Here is a 14,214-nt window from a genome sequence, read left to right as displayed (position 1 = left end):
AATATTGAATAAATATTCAATATTATTCAGTTTTAAAGATAAACGAATATACATGCGCATTATAGATGTAGAGAGGAGTAGATATGACTGAAAAGGAATTGAGAAAACAGGTAACGGGTAAAACCTTTTTCTCCAATGTGCTGCTTGCGCTTAAAATAGTGTTTGACTTACTACCGCAGGTTTTATTGGTACTGGTGATAAGCAGCTTATTTTCGGGCAAAGCGGAAAGGGAATATTTTAAAATGATTGCCGTAGGCATTTTCATCTCGTTTATGCTGAAGGCGTGTTGTAATTATCTTGCCGTAAAGACAGCTCATGACAGGGCTTTTAGTACATTGACGGAATTACGGCTTGCCATAATTGAACACCTCAAAAAATTGAATTTAGGCTTTTTTAAAAAGCATACTACCGGCGAGCTTACAAGCATTGTTGAACACGATGTAGAACAGATTGAAATATATCTGGCGCACGGTCTTCCGGAAATTATGGCGGCAACACTTCTTCCTGTTCTGGTTTTTATTGCAATGCTTTTTATAGATTACCGGCTCGCATTAATAATGATTGCAGGGGTACCGCTCATGTTCCTTGTACAACAATTATCTGCAAAGACTATGCAAAAAAGATTTCAAATATATTTTGAACGAGAAATGCAGATGAGGGAAGACATGATGGAATATGTAAAAAACATTGCCGTCATAAAGGCCTTTGCAAAAGAAGAGTGTTTTAGCGGCAGGGCTTTGGATTCTGCACGCTCTTATGTGCAAGATGTAAAAAAGAGTATGGGTGCTGTTACGGGCCCAATGGTGCTTATAGATATTTTTATGGAAGCCGGAGCGGTATCGGTTATGATGTTAGGAAGTATACTGCTCTTACATAACAATATTTCTACCGCTCAGTTTATATTGTCCGTTATCTTATCTTCGGTATTTGTGTCGGCAATAAGTAAAACCGCAACGCTCCATCACTTTTCCATCGTGTTTACTGAAAAGCTCAAAAGCATAGCGGTGATTCTCTGTGCTCCTCTTGCAAAAGAAAAGATCAGCGAAAAACTGAAAACGGGAGATATAGAATGTAAGAACGTACATTTTAAGTATGAAAAAGACGGCTTTGCGTTAAAAGATATTACTGTACAGTGTAAAGAAAACAGTTTAAATGCACTTGTCGGGCCGAGCGGTTGCGGTAAAAGCACGCTTGCGAATCTTATCATGGGTTTTTGGGATGTTGATTCAGGCGTACTCACAATTTCGGGCAAAGATATTTCACGCTATGATACGGACAGCATTTCTGCTCTTATCGGAAGTGTTCAGCAGGAAGTAATTCTTTTTAATATGAGCATCTTTGAAAATATCGCGATCGGTAAGGCGGGCGCTTCCGAAGCGGAAGTGATAGAAGCCGCTCAAAAAGCACGATGTCATGATTTTATTTCCGCCCTGCCTCATGGCTATAACACAAAGGTAGGAGAGATGGGCGTAAAACTTTCGGGAGGAGAAAAACAAAGAATATCCATTGCCCGGATGATTCTTAAAAATGCCCCAATTCTTATTTTAGATGAAGCGATGGCTGCCGTAGACAGCGAAAATGAAAAACTTATAAACGCGGCGATCGAAGAATTAAGAAAAAACAAAACGGTTATCACGATTGCGCATCACCTGAACACCGTACAAAACGCGGACAAAATAATCGTTATGGATAAAGGCCGCATACTGGACTTTGGCACACATGAAGAATTGATTTTGCGATGCACCTTTTATAAAGAAATGGTCGAAGCCCAAAACAAAGTAGACAATTGGCGAGTGGGGTAATTTGTAATGGGTAATTAGGCCGGTATCAATTAGCAATTAAATAAGAACAGAAATGTTCGAAAGCGCGAGAATTCGACAGTTCCTAAATTTGATAATTTACTCACTGCCGAATTGAGGAGAAATTATGGCGAATAAACAAGTAGGAGCGGCGTATGCATTATGCAAACTACAAGCATAGGATAATCGGCTTGTAAAAATGTAATTCCACCACTTTGCTGATGATGCCGGTTTCCAAAGGCTGGCGAAGCCTTTGGCAGACGGAAAAGATAGGAGGGGTTTGGGGAGGAAAGAAAACCTGTTCTGTCGGGTTGTCTTTCCTCCCCAAAGGAGAATATATGTATAAAGAATTATTTGCATTTTTGAGTAAGCGGGGAAAAATCGATGTATGTATTTCTTCTCTGTTTTTTACCTTGTACGGATTGAGCTCCGTGGGAATGTTACTTACGGTGTTTTCGATTTTATTTAAGATTGCTGCCGGGACTGATGTGCAGGGACTCTATGCGGCTTTTGCAACACTGATAGGCTTGGTCATTTTTAAGGGGCTTTGCAATATGATTGCCGACTTAAAAAAGCACGGAGCCGGCTTTGATGTGGTGCAGCAAATACGGGAGCGGATGATTGTAAAGCTGAAGCTGTTTAGTTTGGGCTTTTATACGAATGAACGGCTGGGAGAATTAAATACAATTCTTCATAAAGATGTGGACAATATGTCCATGGTGGTCGGTCATATGTGGCCGCGGATGTTCGGCGATTTTCTCATTGCTCTTGCGGTATTTATAGGTCTTTGCTTTATCAACCTTAAAGCAGCCCTTGTTATGGCCGCGTCGATTCCGCTTTCGCTTGCCTATCTTTTTTACACAATTAAGGGAGCACAAAAAACGGAGCATAACAATAATTCCGCACTTGCCGATATGGTGAGTTTATTTGTCGAATATGTACGCGGTATTCCGGTGCTCAAAAGTTTTTCGCATAATAAAAGTCTGGATAATGAACTTTTTGAAAAGACAAAAAAATTCGGAGAAACAAGTAAGGCTGCGTCCCGTTTTAAGGCAAGACAGCTTTCGGTTTTTGCGTTTTTAATCGATGCAGGGTATTTTGTTCTTTTTATTTATTCTGGTCTTGCCGCATTACGCGGAAGCATCGATGTGCTCAGCTTTATGATTATCGCAGTCATTTCAAAAGAATTTTATAAACCTTTTGCAGCTATGGAAACGCACTATATGTATTATGTGTCTGCCGTAGACAGCTATCACCGCTTGGGAAAAATTCTTCATGCCGAAGTAATAGCCGATAAAACAGACGGAGTTACTCCTGCACAAAACGATATTGTTTTTAAAGATGTGAAGTTTTCTTATGAAGAAGATGAATTCAAAATGAATGGAGTAAGTTTTTCCGTTCCGGAAAAAACGATGACCGCGCTTGTAGGAGAATCGGGAAGCGGTAAGACGACGGTTACGAATTTGCTGTTGCGCTTTTACGATGTACAAGGCGGAAGTATTACACTCGGCAGTACCGATATTCGGGATATTCCCTACGATGAACTTTTAGATCGCATCAGTATTGTTATGCAAAATGTTCAGTTATTTGATAACACCATCGAAGAAAATATCCGAGTAGGTAAAAAAGGAGCAACAAAAGAAGAAATCATCGATGCCGCAAAAAAGGCAAGGATACATGATTTTATTATGAGCTTGCCGAAAGGCTATGAAACGGATATAGGCGAAAACGGAGGTCTCTTATCCGGCGGACAAAGACAGCGGATTTCCATTGCACGCGCCTTTTTAAAAGACGCTCCGATTTTAATCCTCGATGAGATGACCAGCAATGTCGATCCCGTAAATGAGTCTTTAATACAGGATGCCATTACAGAACTTGCAAAAAACAGAACGGTCATAGTGATCGCTCATCATTTAAGGACTATTCAAAAGGCAGATCAAATCCTTGTGTTTCAAAAAGGCTGTCTTATCGAAAAAGGAAAACACGATGAACTTTTGGAAAAGGACGCTTACTATGCGCGGCTTTGGAAAGCACAATACGGGAGCGGAATGTGATCTCGCTAAAAAATATTTCGTATAAAACAAGGTCGGGGCTTCTCATTCTCGACAATATAAACCTCGAAATAAAAAAAGGAGAATTTGTTGTCATTACCGGAAAAAGCGGAAGCGGGAAGAGCACACTCGGCTCTGTTATCAACGGCCTTATCTCGCATTACTATGACGGAGTATTAACGGGCGAAGCTTATCTAAACGGAAAAGATATACGCACTATGGAGCTTTCACAAATAGGCTGCATGGTAGGCTGTGTATTCCAAGACCCGCGAAGTCAGTTTTTTATGACCGATCCTTTTAGTGAAGCGGCATTCGGCTGCAGCAATATGCTTTTGAACAGGGAAGAAATACTGAAAAGGGTAGGCAACAGTTTGAAGCTGCTTGGAATAAATCATCTAAAAGAGAAGAGTATCTTTAAACTTTCAAGCGGTGAAAACCAAAAACTGGCTATCGCGTCATGTTATGCGATGTCGCCTGACATTTTTTTGTTCGATGAGCCTACAGCTAATCTGGATATTCATTCCATCTTTGATTTGGAAAACATATTACGGAGCTTAAAAGAAGAAGGAAAAACCATTATCGTTTTGGAGCATCGATTATTTTATCTTCCAGCCTTATGCAGCCGTATGCTCATTATGGATAAGGGAAGAATTACGGGCGAATACTCAAAAGACGAATTTTTTGAGCTGCAAAAAAACAATAAAAATATTCGACCCATATATTTGGAAAATCTCGATACGGTTCATTCTAAAAGTATTATCGATAAAACCACCCCATTGTTTGAAATAAAAAATATTTCATATTCACATTCAAAACAGGAAAAAACCGATGTGCTTAAAGACATATCAATAAGAGCTTATGAAAAAGAAGTTGTCGGCATTATCGGTGAAAATGGAGCGGGTAAAACAACTCTTGCTAAATTGTGTACAGGCTTATTAAAAGAAAAAAGCGGAAGCGTTTTGATTAAAGGAGAAAAGCGGAGCTATAAGAAAAGAGCGGGGAGTATGTATTTTGTCATGCAGGACTCCGACTTTCAACTTTTCGGTAATACCGTAGCGGATGAATTGGATATAGGAAAAAAAGGCGGCGGTTTGAACGGCACGGAAAAAGAAACCGTTTTATCGGATTTTGAAATTCTTGATTTAAAAGAACGGCATCCGCTTGCCCTCTCAAGAGGTCAAAAGCAAAGGCTTACCATTGCAGCGGCTTTTTGCAATAAATGTAAGATACTTTTTTTGGATGAACCGACAAGCGGTTTGGATAAACATTCTATGGATTTGGTTTCTAAAAGTATTCTCACTGAGGCAAAGGCAGGTAGGCTTATATTTGTAATATCGCATGATTATGAATTTTTACTGTCTGTCTGCAACAGAATTATTTATTTAAAAAGCGGAATGGTTCACGCTGATTTCAATTTAAATAATGATACCAAGAAAATGCTCTGGGAGCTTTTAAGTAAAAAGGAGGAAATGTGAAGTGAATACAAAAAGAAAAGCGGACCCGAGAACGGTACTCGGCATTGTATTTATTTTTATCTCGTTCGGTCTTGCCGTCAATAAGCCTCTCCCCTCACATGTTTTACTTATTATTTGTAATTTCTATTTATGGGATGTACGCGCTTATCGTGAATCCGTTTTATATAGCGGAATGTATAGTATCATTGCCGTGTCGATGTTTTATATTCATTATATTCTGAATTCGACAATTGCTCTCATGATTGTATCTTTAAGTTATTTTATTCAAAAATTCGTTATTGCGGTTATGATGATTATATTCTTAAAAAAGAAAACTTCCATGCCCTCTATTATATCGGCTATGCAGACGATGAAATTTCCAAACATAATAGCAATTCCCTTAATTGTTGTATTTAGGTATCTCCCGTCCTTAAAAGAAGATTACGGCTGTTTAAAAGACAGTTTAAAAATAAGAGGAATTTCTATTTCGGGCTTACGGTTTTTAATGCATCCCATTCGTTCTTTGGAACTTATAATTGTTCCGATTTTATTTAGAAGTCTTCGCATAGCTGAGGAACTTTCCACATCGGTTTTGCTGAGAGGAATTGAAAATTATAAAAACAGAACAAATATCTATCCGCTCAAATTTACGAAAACGGATTTTGTATACGGATTATGTACGGCTATTGCTGTGGGTGCGGTATCGTGCTTACAGTTTAGTAATATTTTTTAAGGAGAATGTCATGGAAACAAAGACAAACAAATTGAATACGCGGGATTTTATTTTTATCGGAATCTTCGCTGCGGTTGCACTATTAATTTTCTTTATTACGGGAGCACTCGCTGCATTAACGCTTTTCGGCACGATAGCCAATATCCCGATTACGCTGTTTTTTGTATCGATAGCATTTATGCTGGCGGCATCAAAGGTAAGAAAAACGGGCGTCTTTTTTATTATGGGGATAATTATCGTTTTACCGGGATTTATGGCGGCAAACGGAATAGGCGTCGGCCTTTCAATTATCGGCTGGTTCATTGCGGAGACTCTTGCGTCAACGATGAAGTACAAAGATAAAAAAGCAATCATACTGCCCTATGTGCTTGGCTCCACGTTGCAGACAGCCTTGTTCACCCTGCCTATGTATCTTTCGCATGGAGAATACTTTGTGCAAAGAAAGGAGATTTTACATTTAACGGATGAAGCTTTACAACAGTATTTGCACGTTGTAGGCTCATGGCAGATGTACGGTTCTATGATTGCATTGACGGTTATAACAAGTTTCGCGGGAGCGTGGCTTTCTATGCGGATATTAAAAAAGCATTTTGAAAAAGCGGGGATGGTATAGGGAAAATTGGCAATGGGTAATTATAAATTGAACTTATGAATCCTTTGCGTTTAAATTCTATAATATATAGACCCTTGAATAATAAACGAATTTAATATAGAATAAAAAAGCCATCATTATTAATTGGCAAAGCATTTTAAATTTTATATAAATTTTTTGGAGGCATTATGGCAAAAGTCGCTATAAAAGGAGCAAGCTACATCTTAGTTCATGCTCCCGATCTTCTTTTTCACAACGGTTCAACTCAAACAGGCACAAGGCTTGCAAACCCTGAGGATGAATATTTAAAGGCAATCCCCTCTCACTTACGCAGCTTTGAGGAGGCAGTAAACTATCCGCCTAACCAAGTCTATATCGGAAACATGACTCCAGAAGACTTGGAAAAACTCCCCGAACCTTGGTACAAGGACGCAAAAAAGGCCGAAAAAAAGGGTAAATTCGGCGAAATTATGACTCAGGCCGAGTTCTATATTTTAATGAAACATGCCGACGTTTTTGAGCTCATTTATTTCTCAAAGGAATTCACAGCCCAAGCTGCAAAACTCATCGAAAACCACCCGATGATGAAAACCCAAGACATTAAGCTTGGAGAAGGCCATGACATGGCAGAAATCCAAAAAATGGTTGATGCCCACACAGCAGAAGGTCTTTACGAACAGGGAAAACTCATCGGTTGTGTAAAGCAGGCTCACGATACGGACGAAAACTTAAGTGCCCACACCATGCTTGAAAACCTAGCCACAAAGGCTTCCGGTATTCTTTCCGCATGGCACATGGGAAAACTTGAAGGCATCGATATGAAAGATGTCGAATACATCATCGAATGTTCTGAAGAAGCCGCTGGCGATATTAACCAGAGAGGCGGCGGAAACATTGCAAAGGCAGTCGGAGAAAAATCGGGCTGTGTAAATGCAACCGGCTCAGACGTTCGAGGCTTCTGTGCAGCTCCCGTTCACGCAATTATCCATGGAGCAGCCCTTGTAGCAGCCGGTATCTTTAAAAACGTAATGGTCGTTTCGGGAGGCTCGGTACCCAAGCTCGGTATGAACGGAAAAGACCATGTAAAAAAAGACCTTCCCCTCTTTGAAGATATGATCGGAGGCTTTGCCGTTATGCTCAGTGCAGACGACGGAGTCAACCCCGTTATCAATACCGAAGTTGTAGGAAAGCACGTAATTTCTTCCGGCTCCGCCCCTCAGGCCGTTATGAGCGTATTGGTTTACGATCCTCTTAATGCCGCCGGTCTAAAGATGACCGACATCGAAAAATACTCGGCAGAGCTTCAAAACCACGAAATCACCGCTCCTGCAGGTGCCGGTAACGTACCCGAAGCAAACGTAAAGATGATTGCCGCTTTAAGCGTTATGAAAGGCCAGCTTGAAAAAACTCAAATTGCCGAATTCGTAAAAAAACACGGAGTTGTCGGCTTTGCTCCCACTCAGGGACATATCCCTTCAGGTGTTCCCTTTATCGGACATGCACGCCGCGATATGATGGCAGGAAAACTCAAAAATACAATGATAATCGGAAAGGGAAGTTTATTCCTCGGCCGTCTTACAAACCTCTTCGACGGCTTAAGCTTCTTAATTGAAGCCAATGACGGAAAAGGCTCCGCATCTGCCGGACAGGACACAGCCGGAATAAAGAAGATTGTTGCCGAAGCAATGAGAAACGTAGCCGAAAATATTCTCAAATCCCAAAACTAAGGAGATAAGAATATGGCAGATAAAAAACAAATTGCTGATTTATTTTTAGGACTTGCCGAAGGGCTTGAGGGCGGTTCCTTTGCCGGCCGATTCCCCGTCGGTTTAACCATTCCGGGAAGCGAGCACGGCGAAGCGGAACTTGTTTATGCCGCAGAGCTTGCCGCAAAAAGAAATCCCGATCTGGATGTAATCCTCATCGGAGGACCGGAAGCAAAAGGCTTAAAACATTTCCCCGCAGCAACTCTCGAAGATGCTCATAAAGAAATGGAACGCCTTTTTAAAGAAGGAACAATTAAGGCTTGTGTAACCATGCACTATAACTTCCCCTTGGGCGTAAGCACCGTAGGAAAGGTTGTAACCCCTGGAAAGGGCCGCGAGATGATTCTTGCCACCACTACGGGAACAACCGATGCAAACCGCTACAAGGCCATGCTTTTAAATGCTATCGGCGGTATTGCCGTTGCTAAGGCTTCCGGAATAGCCGAACCCACCGTAGGTCTTTTAAACATTGACGGTATCGCCGTTATTGAAAAGGCTCTAAACAAAATGAAGGAAAAGGGCTACAAGGTAAACTACACCGAATCTAACCGTGCAGACGGAGGTGTCCGCATGAGAGGAAACGACCTTTTGCAGGGAACTCCCGATGTAATGGTTTGCGATACCCTTACAGGAAACTTGCTGATTAAGCTCTTTTCTTCCTTTGTAACGGGCGGGAGCTATGAAGGCTCAGGATTCGGTTACGGACCCTGTATTGGTTCGGGCTATGATGATGTTGTCGGAATTATTTCGAGGGCATCGGGAGCTCCGGCCATAGCCAATGCCTTAAAATTCGTCGCCGACTGTGCAAAGAACAATGTTCACGGTATCTATGCAGAAGAACTTAAGGCCGCTAAAAAGGCGGGCTTGGATGAGCTTTTAGAAGATATGCCCGGAGCGAAGCCCGTTGCAGCAGCCGCTGCCGAAGAAGTAAAGGCTCCGCCTAAGAAAACCGTTGATGCCGGTATTCCCGGAATTGACGTTATCGAAATCGAAGATGCCTGCAAGGCTCTTTGGAAGGAAGGCATCTATGCCGAAACGGGAATGGGTTGTACCGGCCCGGTCATTATGGTAAGCGAAGAAGACTTACCCAAGGCAAGGGATGTACTCCACAAGGCCGACTATATTTAAAAATATCCGTTTTTAGAGATTCTCTTTAAACCGGTTAAAAACAAAAAAGGCGGGAGCTTTTAAAGCTTCCCGCCTTTCCTTTTAGATATGCTTTGAAACAAAGTTTACAAGGCTCTTTTTATCCATATAGCCTGTGTGCCTATCCACCTCTTTTCCGTCTTTTAAAACGATGAGGGTAGGAATTGACATAAACTTAAATTTTACTGCCAATTCACGTGCATTATCCACGTTAGACTGTGCAATCACAGCCTTATCGCCGAGTTCCGCCTCGGCAGCCTGCAGCTCAGGACTGAGCTGTACGCATCACGGTCACCACGGTGCCCAAAAGTCAATTAAAACGGGCTTGGCGGTTTTTACGGTTTCATCAAAATTAGCATTTGTAATATCCAATACTGCCATAATCATCTCCTTATAATCTTAGATTAGAAAAAATCTTTTTTCCCGATTAGTTACAATATACAATATTCTAAAATATAGGGCAAGACGGAAATTCGATTTATTTTAAGATATAAAATATTTATGTAAATATAAATGTCTCCTGTAAAAACTCCGTTTAATTTATTCTTTCGGTAGTTTCTCCGTCAAAAAAATGCAAAGCATCTAAATCAAATGTAAAGTTATGAATTTCATCCACAGCATATTTAAAATATCCTGGTTCGCTCATAATACAGTCGGTACCGTCGTCCAACTTTGTATATAAAAGCTGTTCTTTTCCGAGTACTTCAATTACATCTATTTTTGCATGGAAGGAATTTTTTTCATTTTCTCCTGCAATGAACCGTTCGGAGCGTATACCAAGGTATACTTTTTTGCCCTCATAAGCAGCAAGAACTTTTGCGTCAGCTTCTTTCGGGAATACTTCGATGACACCCGAAGCGGTTATAAAACGCCCATGTTCAATTTTGCCTTCAAAAATATTCATTGTGGGAGAGCCGATAAATTCGGCGGTAAAAATATTGGCAGGCTTATTGTAAAATTCTTCGGGTTTGCCCACTTGCTGAATCTTTCCTTTATTTAATAACACTATTTTTGTAGCCATTGTCATGGCTTCTGTTTGGTCATGCGTTACATAAATTGAGGTAGTGCCAAGTTGTTTATGCAGCCGAACCAATTCAACTCGCATGTGTTCGCGCAGCTTTGCGTCAAGATTTGAAAGCGGTTCATCCATTAAAAAAACGCCCGGACGTCTTACCATAGCGCGTCCTAAAGCTACCCGCTGCCTTTGTCCGCCTGAAATATCCGATGGCTTTGCATAAAGATTGTCGCTTATTTGTAAAATCTTTGCTGCCTCTAAAACCCGCTCATGGATAATTTCTTTTCTTTCTTTTTTCATTTTTAATGAAAAAGCCATATTATCATACACCGTCATGTGCGGATACAAGGCATAAGACTGAAAAACCATTGCAATATCCCTATCTTTCGGAGCAACTTTATTTACAATTTTTTCTCCGAAAATAAGTTCACCCTCCGTTATCGAATTCAGCCCCGCTATCATTCTCAATAATGTAGATTTTCCGCAGCCTGAAGGACCTAAAATCACACAGAATTCTTTATCATCAATTTCCAAATTGATATGTCTAATCGTAAAATTTTCTCTTCCTTCATATTTTTTGCCGATATCCTTTAAACTAACTTTCATACTATCTCCCCTTCATGTAATGTATAATTAATTATCATGTTTCTATCCTTTTACCGAACCGGAACTTAGCCCTGAAACCAGTTGATTTTGCAAACTGATAAACAAGATTATGATCGGTATTGCCGTTAATAAGCCGCCCGCCGCAAATGCCGGTGCGTTCATAGTTCTTGCGTCGTTTATAAGTGTAAATAAGCCTACGGTAAGCGTATAATCTTTTGAATTAGTAAGTAAAACTTTCGGTAACATGTAATCCATAAAAGGCCCGATAAACGACCAAAGTGCAATAATGGCAAGCATCGGACGCGCAATCGGCATAATGATCAGCCGATAAACCCCCATATTTGAGCATCCGTCTATTTTTGCAGCGTCGTCAAGCTCCCGCGAAATTGAATCTATATAGCCTTTTAGTATAAATGTGTTTCCTACGATTCCTCCTCCCGAATAAATTAAAACAAGCATTGCCTTTTTGGAAAAAAACGGAATTGCCGTAGAAATAATCGAATGGAGGGTATAAAACGCGGTAAGTCCCGCAAAAACCGGTATAATTTGGATAAGCATAATTCCCATAAGAATAGTTTTTTTGCCCGTAAATTTATACCGTGAATACGCATAACCGGTAAATGACACGATTAAAAGTGTCAGTAAGGCGGTTGCAATAGCTACAATAAGCGTATTTTTTACCCACATAAAAAAATAGGTCTCGGTAAAAAGATATTCAAAGTGCTTAAGCGAAAAACTGAACACCGATTGAAGTGAAATATTTTTCCCTTGATTTCCGTTAAACGCCGATACAACAATAATAGCCAGAGGCAAAATAATAAATAAAGCCCAGATGATCATAATCAGATAGGAAAGGGTAAGAAAAATTCTACCTCCGGTATTGAGAGGCTGCTTATCCGACAAATAAAGTTCATTTTGTTTTTTCATCTTTATTCTCCTTGTCTTAATCTTCTTTAAAAGCTTTTGTTCTTCTAAAATTCAAAAATGCAAATACCATAAGAACCAGCGAAATTCCTATCGTAATTGCAGCCCCTATCGCTTGATATTGATTTTCGATAGTTAATTTATAAATATAAGAAATCAATATATCCGAACTTCCTGCCAAATTTCCATATTTTGTCGGGTTAAAAGGCCCGCCCAAATTAAAAAGATATATAATTGAAAAGTTATTAAAATTAAAGGTATACTGCATTATTAAAAGCGGAGCGGTTTGATAAAGCACTAAAGGCACGGTAATTTTCATAGTACGCTGAAAGCCGGTTGCACCGTCTATTTCGGCAGCTTCATATAAATCTTTTGGAATGCCCTGCAAAACGCCCGTAGAAAGTAAAAAGATATATGCGGAACCGAGCCAGCTCTGTAAAAGAATAAGTGCTGTGCGGGTAAGATGCGGGTTATTTTTAATATCAATCGAAAGCCCAAACAGTTTTTCAAGCAATTCTGAAATAGGACCGCCGCGCGAAGCCATTATCGAAAAAAACATAATCGTTATAAACGCAGGCACCGCCCACGGTAAAATATAAATTGTTCTAAAAACTGATTTTCCTTTTATCCTTTCTTGATTGACAATAAGACTTAAAACAAAGCCTATAACAATCGAAAGCGTGGAGGCTCCCACCGTCCAAATAAGAGTCCATCCCAAAATAAGATAAAATGCTTTACCTGCAACGCCGTGTCCCGTTATCAGCGTTTTATAGTTTTGCAAACCTATCCATGAAAATTTATTTTGATGTACCGGATCCATATTTGTAAACGAAATAAAAACCGTCGTCAAAATCGGAACTATTACGATAAATACAATAACAATTAAAGCCGGAGCTGACACCAAATAAGGAAAGCCCTCCCGTTCAATGCTCCGTTTGCTTTCAAACCAAGTTTTCCGTCTTATGCCTTTTAAGGCATTTACTTCAACCTTCCGAACATCTTTAAAAGAAACAATATACAGCAAGACCGAAAAAAGAATTAAAATTAGAGCTATAATGCCTTCAATCATAAAAATAATTGATTTATCTATTTTTGTTCCGCCTTCGGCAAGTCCGATAAGCCCTGAAATTCCGGAACCTTGATAATTTGTATAGCCTAAAATATAGGGGAATGCAATGAGATAAATAAAAATTGAAAATAAAAAGAAAATACCGGCTTTTACATATTGTTTATTTAATAACTGTCCGAGACCGGGTAAAAAACAAGTAAAAACGGAAATTAAAGGAAACCGTTCCAATTCGATAGGCGTTTTTCTTCTTACATCGGCAATATCCGATTCTAAAACATTCAGTTTTGTTTTTATATCCATTTTAAGCCGATATGTAATATTTTTAATTTCTTCTTGTAAACTCACTTTGGGGTCGGTAAAAGATGCAGCAAGAACATCTTCTTTATATGCAGCTCTTTTAATTTTACATTCGGTTTTATAGGCTTTTTTTGAAATGGATTTGGATGTATATTTTTCCGATAGCGTTTTCAGCTCAGTTTTTAATTTTTCTTTACGCTCTGCAACGGTCAGCTCAATTGTTTTTTGAATAATTGTTCTTTCATCTTCATCAATGTCTGCTAGTTTTTCTTTTACTGTTTGGAGTTTCTTTTGAAGCAATGCTTTATGGGCAAGGATATCCGGTATATATCGTATTTCAAGTTCTGCAATTTTTGCTTCCAAAAAAGCGTCATAAGAAAGTTCCGCAAAATCTTTATAAAATTCTTTTTTTCGCTCCGCTTTAAAAAGCCGTAGATTTAAATAATCGGTTGCAGCATCTTCTCTATGAGAAGCCGAATATTGTTTTGTTTTCCGTCTTAATGTTTTTAAAAACTCTTTCCGTTTTACCTTAAAATCTTCAAGTTTAATATTGTATTCGTGTGAAGACTTTGCAGCTTTAAGTTCTTTGCGTTTTGCAGAATCGGCTTCCGCCAATTCTAACAGATATAGGTTTTTCCTAGGGTGAATATTACCTATACCGTCCGACAAAGTTTTTGAATAAGTCATTTTCACCTCCGGTTTTAAAGCTGCCGGACAATACTATGTCGGCAGCTTTTAGGATATTAGGAAACCTCTAAAATC

General features: G+C 39.6%; 10 protein-coding genes and 1 pseudogene. 7 read left to right on the top strand and 4 right to left on the bottom strand.

Annotation, left to right across the window (positions count from 1 at the left end):
• Positions 1-83 precede the first annotated feature (83 nt).
• The 7 genes from E4N78_RS13485 to grdD all read left to right on the top strand — a co-directional run bounded on the left by E4N78_RS13485 (position 84) and on the right by grdD (position 9,523).
• The gene (locus E4N78_RS13485; RefSeq protein ID WP_255811046.1) at positions 84-1,802 is read left to right on the top strand and encodes an ABC transporter ATP-binding protein; all 1,719 of its coding nucleotides are present in this window, start codon (positions 84-86) and stop codon (positions 1,800-1,802) included.
• Positions 1,803-2,137: 335 nt separating this feature from the next.
• Positions 2,138-3,853, top strand: a complete 1,716-nt coding sequence (locus E4N78_RS13480) for an ABC transporter ATP-binding protein (protein WP_255811045.1) — start codon at positions 2,138-2,140, stop codon at positions 3,851-3,853.
• Positions 3,850-5,325 carry an ABC transporter ATP-binding protein gene (locus E4N78_RS13475; protein ID WP_255811044.1) on the top strand — a complete coding sequence of 492 codons (1,476 nt, stop codon included), beginning with the start codon at positions 3,850-3,852 and terminating at the stop codon, positions 5,323-5,325. Before E4N78_RS13480 ends, E4N78_RS13475 begins: the two co-directional genes overlap by 4 nt.
• 1 nt (position 5,326) lies before the next feature.
• Positions 5,327-6,037, top strand: a complete 711-nt coding sequence (locus E4N78_RS13470) for an energy-coupling factor transporter transmembrane component T family protein (protein ID WP_255811043.1) — start codon at positions 5,327-5,329, stop codon at positions 6,035-6,037.
• A gap of 10 nt (positions 6,038-6,047) precedes the next feature.
• Complete coding sequence (locus E4N78_RS13465; RefSeq protein WP_255811042.1) at positions 6,048-6,650, top strand: MptD family putative ECF transporter S component; 603 nt, start codon at positions 6,048-6,050, stop codon at positions 6,648-6,650.
• A 167-nt stretch (positions 6,651-6,817) separates the two neighbouring features.
• Complete coding sequence (grdC, locus tag E4N78_RS13460) at positions 6,818-8,356, top strand: glycine/sarcosine/betaine reductase complex component C subunit beta (protein WP_255811041.1); 1,539 nt, start codon at positions 6,818-6,820, stop codon at positions 8,354-8,356.
• 12 nt (positions 8,357-8,368) lie between these two features.
• Positions 8,369-9,523, top strand: a complete 1,155-nt coding sequence (grdD, locus tag E4N78_RS13455) for a glycine/sarcosine/betaine reductase complex component C subunit alpha (protein ID WP_002673026.1) — start codon at positions 8,369-8,371, stop codon at positions 9,521-9,523.
• Between the two features lie 81 nt (positions 9,524-9,604).
• Here grdD and trxA read toward each other — a convergent pair.
• From trxA to E4N78_RS13435, 4 genes and pseudogenes are all read right to left on the bottom strand, one after another.
• Positions 9,605-9,928, bottom strand: a pseudogene (trxA, locus tag E4N78_RS13450) (thioredoxin).
• 148 nt (positions 9,929-10,076) lie between these two features.
• A complete protein-coding gene (locus E4N78_RS13445; RefSeq protein ID WP_010694050.1) occupies positions 10,077-11,162 on the bottom strand; it encodes an ABC transporter ATP-binding protein in 1,086 nt (361 codons plus the stop codon).
• A 42-nt stretch (positions 11,163-11,204) separates the two neighbouring features.
• On the bottom strand, positions 11,205-12,089 hold the full coding sequence (locus E4N78_RS13440; protein ID WP_255811040.1) for a sugar ABC transporter permease: 885 nt from the start codon (positions 12,087-12,089) through the stop codon (positions 11,205-11,207).
• A gap of 16 nt (positions 12,090-12,105) precedes the next feature.
• Positions 12,106-14,139, bottom strand: a complete 2,034-nt coding sequence (locus E4N78_RS13435) for an ABC transporter permease subunit (RefSeq protein ID WP_255811039.1) — start codon at positions 14,137-14,139, stop codon at positions 12,106-12,108.
• Positions 14,140-14,214: the final 75 nt, after the last annotated feature.

Source organism: Treponema denticola, from assembly GCF_024400535.1.
GTDB lineage: Bacteria > Spirochaetota > Spirochaetia > Treponematales > Treponemataceae > Treponema_B > Treponema_B denticola_C.
The sequence above is the reverse complement of the archived record's forward strand: the minus strand, read 5'-3'. Positions and strand labels throughout refer to the sequence as shown.

What these genes read in the sequence shown, in the direction of transcription:
- E4N78_RS13480 (WP_255811045.1), top strand. Translation starts at nt 2,138, where the DNA reads ATGTATAAAGAATTATTTGCATTTTTGAGTAAGCGGGGAAAAATCGAT.
- E4N78_RS13465 (WP_255811042.1), top strand. Translation starts at nt 6,048, where the DNA reads ATGGAAACAAAGACAAACAAATTGAATACGCGGGATTTTATTTTTATC.
- E4N78_RS13485 (WP_255811046.1), top strand. Translation starts at nt 84, where the DNA reads ATGACTGAAAAGGAATTGAGAAAACAGGTAACGGGTAAAACCTTTTTC.
- grdD (WP_002673026.1), top strand. Translation starts at nt 8,369, where the DNA reads ATGGCAGATAAAAAACAAATTGCTGATTTATTTTTAGGACTTGCCGAA.
- grdC (WP_255811041.1), top strand. Translation starts at nt 6,818, where the DNA reads ATGGCAAAAGTCGCTATAAAAGGAGCAAGCTACATCTTAGTTCATGCT.
- E4N78_RS13445 (WP_010694050.1), bottom strand. Translation starts at nt 11,162, where the DNA reads ATGAAAGTTAGTTTAAAGGATATCGGCAAAAAATATGAAGGAAGAGAA.
- E4N78_RS13440 (WP_255811040.1), bottom strand. Translation starts at nt 12,089, where the DNA reads ATGAAAAAACAAAATGAACTTTATTTGTCGGATAAGCAGCCTCTCAAT.
- E4N78_RS13435 (WP_255811039.1), bottom strand. Translation starts at nt 14,139, where the DNA reads ATGACTTATTCAAAAACTTTGTCGGACGGTATAGGTAATATTCACCCT.